This window comes from Phytopseudomonas flavescens, from assembly GCF_900100535.1.
Taxonomy (GTDB): domain Bacteria; phylum Pseudomonadota; class Gammaproteobacteria; order Pseudomonadales; family Pseudomonadaceae; genus Aquipseudomonas; species Aquipseudomonas flavescens.
Map to the genome: position 1 here is coordinate 20,813 of NZ_FNDG01000001.1, position 14,838 is coordinate 35,650.

The 14,838-nt window shown below is 65.1% G+C and carries 13 protein-coding genes; 4 read left to right on the forward strand and 9 right to left on the reverse strand.

What is annotated here, in order from left to right:
* The 3 genes from BLR94_RS00105 to BLR94_RS00115 are packed head-to-tail and all read left to right on the forward strand — an operon-like array spanning position 1 to position 4,904.
* Complete coding sequence (locus BLR94_RS00105; RefSeq protein WP_084306410.1) at positions 1–1,350, forward strand: DUF1329 domain-containing protein; 1,350 nt, start codon at positions 1–3, stop codon at positions 1,348–1,350.
* A 55-nt stretch (positions 1,351–1,405) separates the two neighbouring features.
* Positions 1,406–2,509 carry a WD40/YVTN/BNR-like repeat-containing protein gene (locus BLR94_RS00110; RefSeq protein WP_244158037.1) on the forward strand — a complete coding sequence of 368 codons (1,104 nt, stop codon included), beginning with the start codon at positions 1,406–1,408 and terminating at the stop codon, positions 2,507–2,509.
* Entirely contained in the window at positions 2,499–4,904 is a 2,406-nt protein-coding gene (locus BLR94_RS00115) for an efflux RND transporter permease subunit (RefSeq protein ID WP_084306411.1), read from the forward strand. Before BLR94_RS00110 ends, BLR94_RS00115 begins: the two co-directional genes overlap by 11 nt.
* Positions 4,905–4,975: 71 nt before the next feature.
* Here the strand turns inward: BLR94_RS00115 and BLR94_RS00120 are convergent, their stop codons facing one another.
* From BLR94_RS00120 to BLR94_RS00145, 6 genes are read right to left on the reverse strand one after another with little or no spacing between them, the layout of a single operon-like run.
* The gene (locus tag BLR94_RS00120) at positions 4,976–6,919 is read right to left on the reverse strand and encodes a response regulator (RefSeq protein WP_084306412.1); all 1,944 of its coding nucleotides are present in this window, start codon (positions 6,917–6,919) and stop codon (positions 4,976–4,978) included.
* Positions 6,909–7,784 carry a sensor histidine kinase gene (locus BLR94_RS00125; protein ID WP_084306413.1) on the reverse strand — a complete coding sequence of 292 codons (876 nt, stop codon included), beginning with the start codon at positions 7,782–7,784 and terminating at the stop codon, positions 6,909–6,911. Before BLR94_RS00125 ends, BLR94_RS00120 begins: the two co-directional genes overlap by 11 nt.
* Positions 7,777–8,787 (reverse strand): ATP-binding protein, encoded by a 1,011-nt coding sequence (locus tag BLR94_RS00130; RefSeq protein ID WP_084306552.1) that lies wholly within the window; start codon positions 8,785–8,787, stop codon positions 7,777–7,779. Before BLR94_RS00130 ends, BLR94_RS00125 begins: the two co-directional genes overlap by 8 nt.
* Complete coding sequence (locus BLR94_RS00135; protein ID WP_084306414.1) at positions 8,784–9,188, reverse strand: anti-sigma regulatory factor; 405 nt, start codon at positions 9,186–9,188, stop codon at positions 8,784–8,786. The genes BLR94_RS00130 and BLR94_RS00135 overlap by 4 nt, the downstream gene beginning before the upstream one ends.
* Positions 9,185–9,547 (reverse strand): STAS domain-containing protein, encoded by a 363-nt coding sequence (locus tag BLR94_RS00140; RefSeq protein ID WP_084306415.1) that lies wholly within the window; start codon positions 9,545–9,547, stop codon positions 9,185–9,187. The genes BLR94_RS00135 and BLR94_RS00140 overlap by 4 nt, the downstream gene beginning before the upstream one ends.
* Before the next feature lie 4 nt (positions 9,548–9,551).
* Positions 9,552–10,403: an STAS domain-containing protein gene (locus BLR94_RS00145; protein ID WP_084306416.1), complete on the reverse strand. Its 852-nt coding sequence runs from the start codon at positions 10,401–10,403 to the stop codon at positions 9,552–9,554.
* A 329-nt stretch (positions 10,404–10,732) separates the two neighbouring features.
* On the opposite strand from BLR94_RS00145, the gene BLR94_RS00150 reads away from it, so the two are divergent.
* Positions 10,733–12,379, forward strand: coding sequence for a methyl-accepting chemotaxis protein (locus tag BLR94_RS00150; RefSeq protein ID WP_084306417.1), 1,647 nt, complete (start codon positions 10,733–10,735; stop codon positions 12,377–12,379).
* A gap of 63 nt (positions 12,380–12,442) precedes the next feature.
* Here BLR94_RS00150 and BLR94_RS00155 read toward each other — a convergent pair whose 3' ends face one another.
* The 3 genes from BLR94_RS00155 to BLR94_RS00160 are packed head-to-tail and all read right to left on the reverse strand — an operon-like array spanning position 12,443 to position 14,396.
* On the reverse strand, positions 12,443–12,991 hold the full coding sequence (locus BLR94_RS00155) for a RipA family octameric membrane protein (protein WP_084306418.1): 549 nt from the start codon (positions 12,989–12,991) through the stop codon (positions 12,443–12,445).
* Between the two features lie 5 nt (positions 12,992–12,996).
* Positions 12,997–13,233: a hypothetical protein gene (locus BLR94_RS27005; RefSeq protein WP_139207388.1), complete on the reverse strand. Its 237-nt coding sequence runs from the start codon at positions 13,231–13,233 to the stop codon at positions 12,997–12,999.
* Positions 13,230–14,396 (reverse strand): zinc-dependent alcohol dehydrogenase, encoded by a 1,167-nt coding sequence (locus BLR94_RS00160; protein ID WP_084306419.1) that lies wholly within the window; start codon positions 14,394–14,396, stop codon positions 13,230–13,232. The genes BLR94_RS27005 and BLR94_RS00160 overlap by 4 nt, the downstream gene beginning before the upstream one ends.
* Positions 14,397–14,838 lie beyond the last annotated feature (442 nt).

Sequence of the window (14,838 nt, forward strand, 5' to 3'; positions counted from 1 at the left end):
ATGAAAAGACAAGTTCTGCTGCTGACTGCCCTCGCCGCCGGCCTGCTCGCTGGCCAGACGCCCGCTGCGGTCTCGCCCCAGCAAGCCGAGGCGCTGAAGAGCACCCTCACGCCCCTGGGCGCCGAACGCGCCGGCAATGCCGATGGCAGTATCCCCGCGTGGACGGGCGGGCTGACCGGCGAAGTCGCCGGTGCCACATTCGGCGATGTACCGGCCGACCCCTTCCCGGGCGAAAAACCCCTGCTGCGCATCACGGCAGCCAACGCCGGCCAGTACGCCGACAAGCTCAGCGAAGGCACCCAGGCACTGCTGCAGAAGTACCCGGACAGCTTCCACCTCGATGTCTATCCGAGCCACCGCAGCGCGGCGGCGCCGCAATGGGTCTACGACAACACCCAGGCCAACGCCACACGCTGCCAACTGACCGAGAACGGCTTGTCGGTGCAGGGCTGCTACGGTGGTATCCCGTTCCCGATGCCACAGAACGGCAACGAACTGATCTGGAACTTCCTGCTGCGGGTCGAGGCCGAGTCCATCGAGATGGGCTACACCAACGTGATCGGCAATGCCGACGGTTCGCGCACCCTGGCCAGTCGCGGCGTGGAGAACTGGCAGTACCCCTACTATTACAAGGATGGACGCGTCGACGCCTGGTCCGGCCAGTACGTATTGCTGCGCTTTCTCACCAACGAGCCGCCGTTCAAGGCCGGTGAATCGCTGGTCACCCACGACAGCATCAATGCCGCCAGCCCGCGCGACGCCTGGCAGTACCTGGTCGGCCAGCGCAGGGTGCGGCGGGCACCGACCGTGGGCTACGACACCCCGGACTTTGTCGCCTCCGGCGCCAACTACTTCGACGAAGTGCATGGCTTCATCGGCCACCCGGATCGCTACCAGTGGAAGCTGATCGGCAAGAAGGAAATGTACATCCCCTACAACCTCAACAACTTCCATGCGCAGAAGTCCGAGGATGTCTACACCAAGGACGTGCTCAACCCCGAGAAGATGCGCTGGGAACTGCACCGCGTCTGGGAAGTGGAAGCTACGGTGGCCCCTGGCAAACGCCACGCGGTGCCGAAGCGCCGCTTCTACATCGACGAAGACAGCTGGACCATCTCCCTGGCCGACGGCTACGACGCCCAGGGCAAGCTGTGGCGGGTCACCCAGGCGCTACCCTTCGCGGTGCCGGCCATTCCAGCCGTAGTGGTCAAGCCGGTGGTCATCTACAACCTGCAGGCCGGCACCTACAGCGTGGTGCAAGGGCTCAACGGCGAGCGCTATTCGGTAGTGCCGCGCAAGCCGGAGAACTTCTTCACTGGCAACGCGGTGGCATCGGACTCGGTGCGCTGAGCCCCCTGCAGCAAGGCGGGCACGCCGTGCCCGCCCCTCTTCGAGGTAACCATCGATGCAACGAATCCTACTGGGCGGGTTGGCCCTTGCCCTGTGTCTGAGTGCAGCCGGTGCCAGCGCGAACGATCAGGCAGTACCGACCGAACCGCTGCAGCAACCGGCACTGCACAGCCCGTTGGCAAAGCGCTCGCTGATGCTCGACGTGACCCATGCTGGCGACGCGCTGGTAGCGGTTGGCGAGCGCGGCTTCATTCTGCGCTCCAAAGACGGCGGGCAATCCTGGCAACAGATGGAGGCACCGGTCAGCGTCACGCTGACACGTGTCACCTTCCCGACTGCCGAACAGGGCTGGGCGGTCGGCCACGCCGGTGTGGTGCTGCACAGCCGTGATGGCGGGCGCAGCTGGCGCTTGCAACTGGAGGGGCGGCAGGCCGCGCAACTGATCCAGGACACTGCGCAGAAGCGCCTAGACGCCGAGCCAGGCGCCGCCAGCGAAAGACGCCTGGCAGATGCGCGCAACCTGGTCGCGGACGGTCCGGACAAACCCTTGCTCGCGGTGCATTTCTTCGACGACCAGCGCGGCATCGTCGTGGGTGCCTACGGCCTGGCATTCGCCACCAACGATGGCGGCGCCACCTGGCAGCCCATCGACGAACGCCTGGACAACCCCGGTGCCCTGCACCTTTATGACATCCAGGCGAGCGGCGACAAGCTGTTCATCGCTGGCGAACAGGGCCTGCTGTTGCGCTCGGACGATAACGGCGCCAGCTTCCAGGCCCTTCAGTCACCGGCCAGCGGCACCCTGTTCGGCCTGGTCGCCAGCGGCCAGGGCGACCTGCTCGCCTTCGGTTTGCGCGGCAAGAACTACCTGTCCAAAGACGCAGGCGAGAGCTGGCAAGCCATCGCCAATCCCCACCTCACCACCCTCACCGCCGGTACCCGGTTGAGCGACGGCAGCGTGCTGCTGGTCGACGAGTCCGGCCGCTTGCTGGCCAGCCAGGATCCGCAGCACGGCTTCGTCGCCACCACCCTCGACGAACCGACCTACCTCACCGGCCTGGTCGAGCTGGCCGATGGCGGGCTGCTCCTCAGCGGTGCCCGTGGCGTGTCTCGCCTTGAACTCGAAGCCCTGAAGCGGAGCGCCCCTCGTGAACACTAAAGCCACCCTCCCCCAGAATGGCAGCGAGAACGCCACCGGCCTGTTCGACCCCCGTTCGGGCGGCCTGCCCGAGCGACTGCTGTTCAGGTATCGCCGGGCCATCGTCGTGCTCTGCCTGCTGTGCAGTGCCCTGCTTGCCTGGCAGGCCCAGGATCTACGGCTGAGCGCCGCCTTCGAGAAGATGATCCCGGTCGGTCACCCCTATATCGAAAACTACTTCCAGTACCGCGGCCAGCTTGGCGAAGGCGGCAACACCCTGCGCATCGCCGTACGCAGCAACAGCGGCAGCATCTACGACGCGGCGTACCTGGAAACCCTGAAACAGCTCAACGACGAGCTGTTCCTGATAACCGGGGTGGATCGCCCCTACATGAAGTCACTGTGGACGCCGGCCACCCGCTGGATCGGCGTGACCGAAGAAGGCTTCGACGGCGGCCCGGTGATTCCCGAGGACTACGACGGCTCGGCGGCGAGCATCGAGCAGGTACGCCAGAACGTCGAGCGCTCGGGCGAGATCGGCCGCCTGGTGGCCCCCAACCTGCGCTCCAGCGTGATCATCCTGCCGCTGCAGGACGCCGCCACGGCCGGCTCCGACAACGCCCTGGACTACCGGCCGCTGTCCAGACAGCTGGACGACTTGCGCGACAAGTACAGCAACGAGCAGACCAGCATCGCCATCACCGGCTTCGCCAAGGTGGTCGGCGACCTGATGGATGGCCTGGCACTTATGCAGCTGTTCTTCGCCGGCACCCTGCTGATCTGCGCCCTGGTGCTCTACTGGTACACCCGCTGTGTACGCAGCACCCTGCTGGTGCTGCTCTGCTCGGTGATCGCCGTGGTCTGGCTGCTCGGCCTGCTGGCGACCCTGGGCTACGATCTCGACCCTTACTCGATCCTGGTGCCCTTCCTGATCTTCGCCATCGGCCTGTCCCATGGCGCACAGAAGATGAACGGCATCATGCAGGACATCGGCCGTGGCGCCGACAAGCTCACCGCGGCACGGCTGACCTTCCGCCGTTTGTTCCTGACCGGTGCCATGGCGCTGCTGGCCGATGCCGTGGGCTTCGCCGTGCTGATGATCATCAACATCCCGGTGATCCAGGACCTGGCCGTGACCGCCACCATCGGCGTGCTGGTACTGGTGCTCACCAACCTGGTGCTGCTGCCCGTGCTGCTCTCCTACACCGGCGTCAGCAGGACCGCCGCACGCCGCGAGGCACTGGCCGAGCAACGCGCGATCAGCGACGAGCTGCATGACCGTCAGGCACTGTGGGCCTTTCTCGACCGCTTCACCCGCCCCGGGCGCTGGAGCAACGGCGCACTGATCGTCGCCGCGGCACTGGCCCTGGCCGGCTTCGCGGTCAGCCTGCAGCTCAAGGTCGGCGACCTCGACCCGGGCGCCCCGGAGCTGCGCGCCGACTCGCGCTACAACCAGGACAATGCCTTCATGGTCAGCCACTACGCGGCCAGCAGCGACAAGTACGTGGTGATGGTGAAAACGCCGCCTTACTACTGCGCCAATTACCAGACCCTGGTCAAGGTCGACGCCCTGGAAGCGCGGCTGCAGCAACTGCCTGGCGTGGTCTCCACCACCTCCCTGGCGGCGCTCAGCAAACAGGCCGCGGCCGGCATGAACGAAGGCAGCCTGACCTGGTACGAGATCCCCCGTAACCAGGGCCTGCTGAACGCGATCATCACCCGCGCGCCGCGCGAGCTGTTCAACCAGAACTGCGACCTGCTGACCCTCAACGTGTTTCTCGCCGACCACAAGGCCGACACCCTGACCCGGGTGGTCGATACCGTCGAAGCCTTCGCCGCGGCAAACGACAGCGACAGCCTGCAGTTCATGTCCGCGGCCGGTAACGCCGGTATCGAGGCCGCCACCAACATCGTGGTGAAGAAGGCCAACGTGCAGATGCTGCTGATGGTCTACGCGGCGGTCACCCTGCTCTGCTACATCACCTTCCGCTCCTGGCGTGCAGTGATCTGTACGGTGCTGCCACTGATGCTCACCTCGATTCTCTGCGAGGCGCTGATGGTGGGCCTGGGCATCGGCCTGAAGGTCGCCACGCTACCGGTGATCGCCCTCGGCGTAGGGATCGGCGTGGACTACTCGCTGTACATCCTCAGCGTCACGCTGGCCAACCTGCGCCAGGGCATTGCCTTGTCGCGCGCCTATTACCTGGCACTGCTATCCACCGGCAAGGTGGTGGTACTGACGGGCGTGACCCTGGGCATCGCCGTGGCCACCTGGGCGTTCTCGCCGATCAAGTTCCAGGCCGACATGGGCATCCTGCTGGCCTTCATGTTCATCTGGAACATGCTCGGCGCCCTGATCCTCACACCGGCTCTGGCGAGGTTGCTGCTTTCCCGGCAGGCCGTTCGAGCGACCTGAGCGATACGATGCCGAATCCGCTCGCTGACATGGACCAGCGAGCGGATTGATCATTTCTTGCAGGAAGTTGATCAGCGCTCGGCCAGCGAGCGCCGCACCTTGTCGAGCAGTTCGTTCATCTTGAAGGGCTTGGTCAGCAGCTCCATGCCACTGTCGAGGAACACCTGGCGATTGATGGCGTTCTCGGCATAACCGCTCATGAACAGGATCGGCAGGCCAGCCCGCAGCTTGCGTGCCACCTCGGCCAGCTCGCGCCCGTTCATGCGAGGCAGGCCGACATCGGTGAGCAGCAGATCGATCGGCGTATCGCTGCGCAACCGCGCCAGGGCGGTTTCCACATCCCCCGCCTGGATGCAGCGGTAGCCAGCTTCCTCCAGTACTTCGCAGACGAAGGAGCGTACCGTGGCCACGTCCTCGACGACCAGCACGTGCTCGCCTGCGCCGCGCAGTTCGCCGTGCTGCGCATCCTGCTCGACGGCCACCGGCTCACTGCTGGCGGGCAGCATGATGGTGACTTCGGTGCCACGCCGGGTGCTGCTGCGAATGCTCGCGTTGCCCCCGGACTGGCGAGCGAAGCCATAGATGGTCGACAGACCGAGCCCGGTGCCCTGGCCCACCGGCTTGGTGGTGAAGAAGGGATCGAACACCTTGTCGAGCAATGCGTGGTCGATACCCGTGCCATCGTCACGTACCGACACCACGACATACCGGCCATCGGCCAGGTTGGGGTCGCCACTGGAATGCGCGGTGTAGGTGTTGACCCAGATATTGCCGCCATGGGGCAAGGCATCCCGGGCATTGATCACCAGGTTGAGCACGGCGTTTTCCAGTTGGCTGGGATCGACCAGGGCGATCGCCGGCTTGCCGGTCAGCTCCAGGCTCAGGGTGATCTGCTCGCCGATGGTGCGAACCAGCATTTCCTGCAGGGAGCGCACCCGCTCGTTGACGTCGACGGCACGGTTGTCGAGCGGCTGCTTGCGGGCGAATGCCAGCAATCGATGGGTCAGGGCGGCCGCACTCATCGCCGAGTTCAGCGCGGTCTCGGTGTACAGCTGCACACGGTCGAAGCGCTGTTCGGCGAAGCGTTTCTGGATCAGCTCGAGGCTGGTGATGATACCGGTGAGCATGTTGTTGAAGTCGTGGGCGATACCGCCCGTGAGGTTGCCCAGCGCCTCCATTTTCTGCACCTGCAGCAGTTGCGCTTCGGTACGGGCGCGTTCGGCGACTTCCCTGGACAGCTTGCTGGTCGCATCGTCCAGCTGGGCCAGGTGCAGGCGCTCGCGCAGGCGATGCTCGGTGACATCCTCGACGAACACCAGGCTCAGTTGCGCGCTGCGATAGGGTGACACCTGCCACTCGGTTTCCCGGGTTTCGCCCTGCACCCGCATGTTCAGCGAGGCTTTCCAGCGCTCGCCCGCGCCGAGGCGCAGGCGCAGCTCGCCGAGCAGCCCGGCCTGGTCCTCGGCGAAGCATTCGTTCAACCCCTGGGGATCGGCGTTGTCCTGGACCAACTGGGCGAAAGCCTGGTTACACTCGTGCACCTTGAGGTTCGCATCGAGTACCGCGATGGGGGCCGATACCTTGACGAAAATTTCCCGGAAGCGCGCCTCGCTCTCGCGCAATGCCTGCTCGGCATCGCGTACCCGCAACAGGGTGCGCAAGGTGGCCAGCAACACGTCCGGGTCCACGGGATGCACGAAATAAGCGTCGGCGCCGGCGTCGAGGCCAGTGATGATGTCGCCGGTCTGGATCGACGCGGCAGACACGTGGATCACCGGCAATAGCGCCGTCGCCGGCGCGGCCCTGAGCGTGCGAACGATGTCGAAACCGCTCATGTCCGGGAGGTTGACATCGAGAATCAAGGCGTCCGGGGCCTGGCTGTCGATCAACGTCAGGCCCTCGCCCCCCGTGCCGGCCTCCAGCACCCGATAGCCGTGCCGCTCGAGACGCCGGCGCAGCGCATACCGGGTGGCGACGTTGTCATCGACGATCAGCAAGCGGGTATCAGGTTTCATCGCAAGGCTCCTGGGCGATCGCCAGGGGGATGACCACGAAAAACATCGAGCCAACGCCGGGCGTGCTCTGCACACCGACCTCGCCGCCGAGCAGCGCTGCGAAACGCTTGCACAAAGATAGCCCGAGCCCGGTGCCGCGCAAGCGCTTCTGCAGCGGCGAATCGATCTGCGAGAAGTCCTCGAACAGGGTGCCGTGCAGCTCGGCGGCGATGCCGATACCGCTGTCCCTGACCGCGAAGCGCACCCGATCCGGGCCTTCCAGGCGGGCGGACACCCGGACTTCGCCGCGCTGGGTGAACTTCAGCGAGTTGGCGATGAAGTTGCGCAGGATCTGCGCGAGCTTCTTGTCATCGGTGAACAGCCGCGGCAAGCCGGCCGGCTCCTCGAAAATCAGGTCCACGGCACTGGCATCGACGATCGGCCGGAACATGCCGCGCAGTGCCGAGAAGAGGTCCAGCATGTCGAACCAGGCTGGCGAGATGGTGATACGCCCGGCCTCGATCTTGGCCAGGTCGAGCAGGTCATCGGCCATGTCGCTGAGCTCGCGTGCAGCATGACTGACGAATGCCACCTGGTGATGCTGCTCCGCGCTCAACGGGCCATCGAGTTCATCGGTGAGCAGGCTGGTGATGCTCAGGATGGAACCCAACGGGGTGCGGAATTCGTGGCTCATGTAGGACAGGAAGCGGCTTTTCAGGTCGGACGCCTGACGCAACGCGTCGGCCTGGCTGTCGAGCTCGGCATACAGGGCGAGTACGCCCTGGTTGGTTTCATCCAGTTCTTCGCGCAACGCGGCGCTTTCGCCTTGCAACCGGGCGATCAGCGCGGCCTGCTCGGCATGGGTCAGGTCAGTGGGCTCAGGCATCAACGGCCTCCAGGGCAATCACCACGACCGTGACGTCGTCACGGCCGCGACAGAAATCACGGTGCAGCACGGCGGCGATCACAGCCGGGTGGCAGTGCACCAGGCCGGGATAGTCGTTCAGGTTCCAGCGCGACTGCAGGCCGTCGCTGTGCAGAATCAACAGCTGCCCGTTGATCTCGTCGTAGTCGAACGGCTGCGCCTTGCGGTACTGCGCGCCGACGATGCCGGGGAGCGAGGCCAGCCCCCGGGGCTTCTCGACGCTGACCAGGCTGGCGCTGATGTTGCCGACACCGACGAAACGCAGGTGGCCGCTGTCGAGGCGTGCCTGGGCAATGGCCACCGCGCCGCCTCGGGTACCGTTCATCGCGTGATGCAGCTCTTCGAGCAGCATCACCGCATCGCTGCAGGGCGCCAGCGCGAAGGCCCGTTCACCCGCCAGCGCAGCCCGCTCGGCGTCCTCGCCATGGCCGAGGCCGTCGATCAGCAGCGCGCTGATGGTGCTGCCCCGGGTTGCCAGGTGCCAGACATCGCCACAGGCTGGGTCGCCGTGCAGCGAATGCTGGCTGACCCCGAAGCGCCAGTCCGCCTGCGTGTCGCTGCGCGAATGGAGGCGTGCCAGCAGAACCGCACCGCGGGTGTCGGCGTAGGCGTCGAATACCTCGGCCTGCCGCGACACCGCGCCAAGGCCTATGCCCTGCGTGCCTCCGGTGGAATAGCCATCGGCCAGGCAGGCATTGAGGTCGAAGCCCTGGGCGCGGTCCACGGCCAGCACTTCGATGCCGGCCCCCGTTGCCCGCGGCCACACCCGCAGGTGCAGTTCGCCGTGCCCCGCATGCTTGAGCAGGTTGCTCGCCAGCTCGGTGGTGACCAGGGCGACGCGACCGGCATCGCGCTCATCGAAGCCATGCCGTTCGGCCAGCTTCTGCGCGACGCGCCGGGCATGACCGACCTGGCTGCTGTCATCGATGGGCAGCACCTGGGTCAGGCTGCCGCTTATGGTCATGTCCATCGGGTGATGGTGATACGCGTGCCCTGGCCAGGCGTGGTGTCCAGTTCGAACTCGTCGACCAGGCGCTTGGCACCGGTCAGGCCGAGCCCAAGCCCGTTGCCGGAGGTCCAGCCGTCGGTCATGGCGAGCTTGATGTCGGCAATGCCCGGGCCTTCGTCGCGAAAGGTCAGGCGCAGGCCGGCCCGGGCGCTGTCTTCGAGGATCTGCCAATCCATGTCACCGCCGCCGCCATAGACCATGGTATTGCGCGCCAGCTCGCTGACCGCGGTGACCAGCTTGGTCAGGTCGATCAGCCGCATGCCGCACTCGGTGGCCAGCTTGCGCGCGGCCTGCCGGGCCAGGACCACGTCCTGCTCGATGGCGATCGCCTGGGTGCCGCTGCTGCGCACGATCATCGCCGGGCCACTCGCTCGCGCAGCAGTTGCATCCCACGGTCGACGTTCAGCGCCGTACTGACCCCCGGCAGGTTCATGCCCAGTTCCACCAGAGTGATCGCCACCGCCGGCTGCATGCCGACCAGCATGGTTTCGGCGTCCATGATCTTCGACAGGCCGGAAATGGTGCCGATCATCCGACCGATGAACGAGTCGACCATGTCCAGCGCGGAAATATCGATCAGCACACCGCGCGCCGAGGTCTTGCTGATCATTTCGCAGAGGTCGTCCTGCAGGGTCAGGGCAAGCCGGTCATGCATGTCGACCTGGATGGTCACCAGCAGGAATTCGCCCATGCGCAGGATCGGGATACGTTCCATAGGCTCAGACCGCTTTGCCGAGGGTAACGCCCAGGCGGCCCAGGGCCAGCTTCAGGGCATCGGCCAGGTTGGCCTTGGTCACCACGCCCTGCAGGTCGAGCCCCAGGTGCACGATGGTCTGCGCGATCTGCGGGCGTACGCCGCTGATGATGCAGTCCGCCCCCATCAGGCGGATGGCGGTCACGGTCTTCAGCAGGTGCTGGGCGACCAGCGTATCGACGGTGGGCACGCCGGTGATGTCGATGATGGCGATTTCCGAGCCGGTGTCGACGATGCGCTGCAGCAGCGACTCCATCACCACCTGGGTGCGCTGCGAATCGAGGGTGCCGATCATTGGCAGGGCCAGCACACCGTCCCACAGCTTGACCACCGGCGTGGACAGTTCCAGCAGCTCTTCCTGCTGGCGCTTGATCACCGATTCGCGGGACTTCTGGAAGGTACGGATGGTGTGCAGGCCGAGGTTATCGAACAACTCGGAAACCTCCCATTGCTGCTGGGCCAGCAGTTCCGGCTGCGTGCCGTACTGACGGTGCAACAGGGCGAACAGCGGGCCCTTGAGGGCAAAGATGAAGCTGGCGGCCTGGTGCGAATCATGCCCCAGCAAGGCACGGCTGGACGACAGGCGCTCGAGGAACTGGCGGACGCCTTCCCAGCTCGTGGCGGAAATGCTCGAGCTGTCGCCGCTTTCCAGTGCGGCGACGGTCAACTGCAGAAACTCCGAGGTCTGTTGCTGCAGCTCCTGCTCCTTGAGGTTACGGGTGGAACCGCTCGCCTCGAGGCCACGGATCCACTCACCCAGCAATTGCGCCTGGTTGTTCTTGATCGCCTCGACGGTACCGATCTGCAGTGCAGCCATCTGTGATTAACTCCTGAACGAATACGTGTCGATCCTGGATCGAATTGTCTGAGACAGTGACCCTGGTCGCCGGGAATAGTTGGATATAGTTCCGCGCGCGCATAGTACGGGCAAATCGCCCCGGCGCAGAAGAGGTGCAGCGCCCGCAATGGCGTGATTTCCGGCTCTGCCGACGGACGTACAGTCTGGCGCAGGAGCCCCGCACGACGGGTGCCGGCGAGGCCCCGGCAGGACTCGCCAGCAGTCGCCCCATGCGGATTCGGCAATGGCAGCATGAAATCATCGCTGGCCGTATACTGGCGCCACTCCAATGACATGGAACCACACCCATGCGCCTCGACACCCTGACACTCAAGACCCGCCTGATCATCGCGGTGAGCATCCCCTGCATCGCCCTGCTGCTGGTCGCGGTGACCAGCCTCACCAGCATGTCCAACATGCAGCGCGAAGCCAGCGCGCTCTACCTCAACACCTCCGCCCCCATGCGCGCCATGGCCGAAGCCGCCTCACGGATTCCACGCATGCGCGTCGGCATCGACATGATGCTGCTGCAGGACACCGCCCTGCGGGACGAGCGCGGGGTCAAGACCCGTGTCCAGGAGGCGCTCAACGAAGACATCCCGGGCATGCGCGAAGCGATGCGCAACGCGGTCGAGGCCCAGGTCAACCCGGAGCGCCGGGCGCAGGCACAGCGGCTGCTCGACCAGTTCGAAAGCATGGTCGGCAGCCAACTCATGCCGATGCTGCAAGCGCTCGACGGCGGCGACATGGCCAGCGCCCAGCGGATCTACCGCGACCAGTACGCGAAAAGCTACGGGCTGATGCGCCAGGGCGCCAACGAATTGCTCGATGCCCTGCTGCTGCAGGCCGAGCAGCAGAACCAGCGCAGCACCGACAACTACAACGAGGGTCGCAACCGCCAGGTGCTGATCATCGCCCTCGGCCTGCTGGTGTCGTTCATCGCCTCCTGGCTGATCATCGCCAACCTGCGCCGCCGCGTGTCCATCCTGCAGAGCGGCCTGGGCAGCGCCGCCGACAACCTGGCCCTGAATGCGCCCATCGCCTTGGCCGGCAACGACGAACTAAGCGATATCGCGCAGCGTTTCAACCGCTTCCTGGCCAAGGTCCATGGCGTCATGCAGCAACTGGCCGGCAACTCGCGGCAGCTGTCCGACATGGCCCGCGAGGTGGCCGAGCGCGCGCAACTGACGCAAAGCAACTGCACCGCCCAGAGTGACCGCACGGTACAGGTGGCCACCGCCATCCACCAGTTGGGCTCGACGGTCAATGAAATCGCCGGCAACGCCGAGAATGCGGCCAGGGTGGCCCGCGAGGCGACCGAGCATGCCAATGGCGGCCGTGAAGTGGTGGACCAGGCCAATCAGCAGATCGACGCCCTCAGCGGCGAGCTGCAGCAGGCCGCCGACGTGGTCGGCGCGCTGGCGGGGCAGATCGACGCGATCAGCGCGACCCTCGGCACCATTCGCAGCATCTCCGAGCAGACCAACCTGCTGGCCCTGAACGCCGCCATTGAAGCCGCCCGTGCGGGTGAACAAGGCCGTGGCTTCGCCGTGGTCGCCGATGAGGTGCGAACCCTGGCCAGCCGTTCAGGGGCCTCGACCGAGGAAATCCAGAAGGTCATCGACCGCTTGCAGAGCGAATCCCGCTCGGCCGTGGATGCCATGGCCAAAGGCCGACAGCAGAGCGAACGGGTGGTCGAGTACGCCGCCAGGGCCTCTCAGGCCCTGGCGCAGATCAACGGCCACATCAGCCAGATCAGCGACCAGAACATCCAGGTCGCCACGGCCACCGAAGAACAGTCCTGCGTGGTCGAAGAGATCAATCGCAACGTCGAGCAGATCAACCGCTTCACCCAGGAAACCACGCAGATCGCCGATCAGTTGAACAGCGCCAGCGGCAACCTGCAGAGCCTGTCCAGGGAACTGGACGACCTGGTGGGCCATTTCAAACTGTAGGCGCGCCGCGATGAGCCGCCACCCGCTGCCGGGCTGGCGGATGGCTGCGCCAGCGCCGAAGCCTCACAGCCTGGCAGTGGATGAAAGCTGCAGCCATAGCGAGAACAGGCCAAGAACCGCCCAGAAAACGGTGAACAGCCAGGGAGAGCGCAGCGAGAATCGCAGCGACTTGCGGTATCGCTCTTCGCTGGACTCGTGTTCGCTGAACAGCGGCGACTCGTCGTAGGCGTGACCGAACTTCGGTTCGCTGTTCAACAACTGATCCTGCTTGAAATGCCAGTGGCCGATGATCGCCGCCGAGGCCCTGATCCCCGGCCAGGCATTGAGCGAGCTGACGATTCCCAGCAGCGCCAGCATGCCCGGCACCACCAGGGTAAACAGGTCGCCCCAGGAAGGATTCGAGTTGGCCATGGATGAGGCGTAGGCGATGACCAGAAAGGACTGCGCAGCCAGGTAGGCATTGGTTCGATCGGCCAGCAGGTTGGTTTCGTAGTGGATCTCCCGGCGGTAGAAATCCAGGCGCTCCTTCGGCGTACCGAACATCAGCGAGTCGGATACATCGGTCGCTTCTGCTTCGCTGGTCGATCCCGCCAGGGAAATGATTCTCGACACGTCAGTTACCACTCCATCATGTGCGTATGGGCAAGGCGCTTGCCGGGCAGGCACAGAGCCTGCGCGAATTCGGCGCCGGGTGACGATACCCCGGCCCGGCCGACCGCAGCGGCCCTGCCGGGGTCGATCACCGCCCATGCTGCGTGGGAACAGGCACCCGGGGTATCGGTTCGGCAGTCGGCACGGATGGTCGACGAGGCCGGCTCGCAGCGGACTCGCCAGCGGCAGTGAATGGCTTTCACGGACGCAGGATGACCTTGCGGCAGTCGTCTTCCTGCTTGTCGAACAGCCGATAGCCCTCTGCGGCATCGGACAGGTCGAGGCGGTGGCTGATGATGATCTCCGGCTTCAGCACACCGCTCTGAATACGACCCAGCAGATCCGGCAGCAGGCCGTGGACATGGGTCTGGCCCATCTTGAAGGTCAGCCCCTTGTCGAAGGCGTCGCCGATCAGGAAGCCATGGATGAACCCCGCATACACGCCCGGTATGCTCACCGTGCCGCCACGCCGTACGGCGGCGATGCATTGACGCAGTGCCTTGCCGCTGCTGCCTTCCAGCTTGAGCTGGGTCAGCAGGGTTTCGGTGGTGCTGCCCTTGGCTTCGAAGCCGACCGCATCGATGGCGGCATCGACGCCTCGATAGCCGTCGGTCTGCTCGATGATCGCCTCGGCGGGGTCATCGACAACATGGAAGTTGATCGGGATCACCCCATAGGTAGCCCGGGCGTATTCGAGTCGATAGGGCTGATCGTCGACCATGAAGATCTGCCGCGCGCCGAGCATGCGCGCACAGGCCGCCGCCATGAGGCCGACCGGTCCAGCGCCATAGATCGCCACGCTGCTGCCTTCGCGCACGCCGGCGTTGATGACGGCCTGGTAGCCGGTGGGCAGGATGTCGGTCAGGAACAGGACGCGCTCGTCATCGAGATCGTCGGGAATCTTGAATGGCCCGGCGTTGGCCTTGGGCACCCGCACCAGTTCGGCCTGCCCGCCGGGCATGCCGCCATAGAGGTGGCTGTAGCCGAACAACGCGGCGCCCGAGGGAATCTGCTTCTTGTTGAGGATGGCGCCACGGCCGTCATTGGTGGTTTCACAGGCCGCGTGCAGGTTCATCTCGCAGAAAAAGCAACTGCCACAGGCGATCACGAACGGTACGATCACCCGGTCGCCCTTGCTCACCGCCGTCACGGCACTGCCGACTTCTTCGACGATACCCATGAACTCGTGGCCGAACACGTCGCCGTGCTTCACCTGAGGGATCTTGCCACGATACAGGTGCAGGTCCGAACCGCAGATGGCGGTGGCGGTGACACGCAGGATGATGTCGTCCGGCTGCTGGATGACAGGATCCGCCACGTTGTCGACGCGAACGTCGTTGCTGCCGTGATAAGTCAATGCGCGCATGCTGGTCTCCAGGTAATTGCCGATGTGTGTCAGGGCTGTTCGCGGTGCTCATGGCCCGACGGTGAACGAATGAGTATCACCCCATCGCTGCTTTCACCTTGTTGCCGCTGTAGATACCGAGAAGCCCCCGGCCCTGAAGTTCAAGTCCGAAGATGAGTGGGGCCGCGCGCCTTTCCCCATCACGTCGCCATGGCCAAGCGCTTGCGCAGCGTGACGAAGCCAGCCATGCAAATGGGCGCGCATTGCGGCGGGAAACTTGGCCGTCATCTTTCCATCCTGAATCAACGGCTAGACTGAAGCGTGTCCATCGCCGATGGCCGGCGTACTGATGGTCCTGGCACGCCGCAAGCACCTGTTTCGGCGATGTCGTTGAGTTGCATCAGCTTGCCGGTCAGGCAACTGGTCTAGCCTAGGGTCCATAGCCATTCAGAGGACGTCCAGG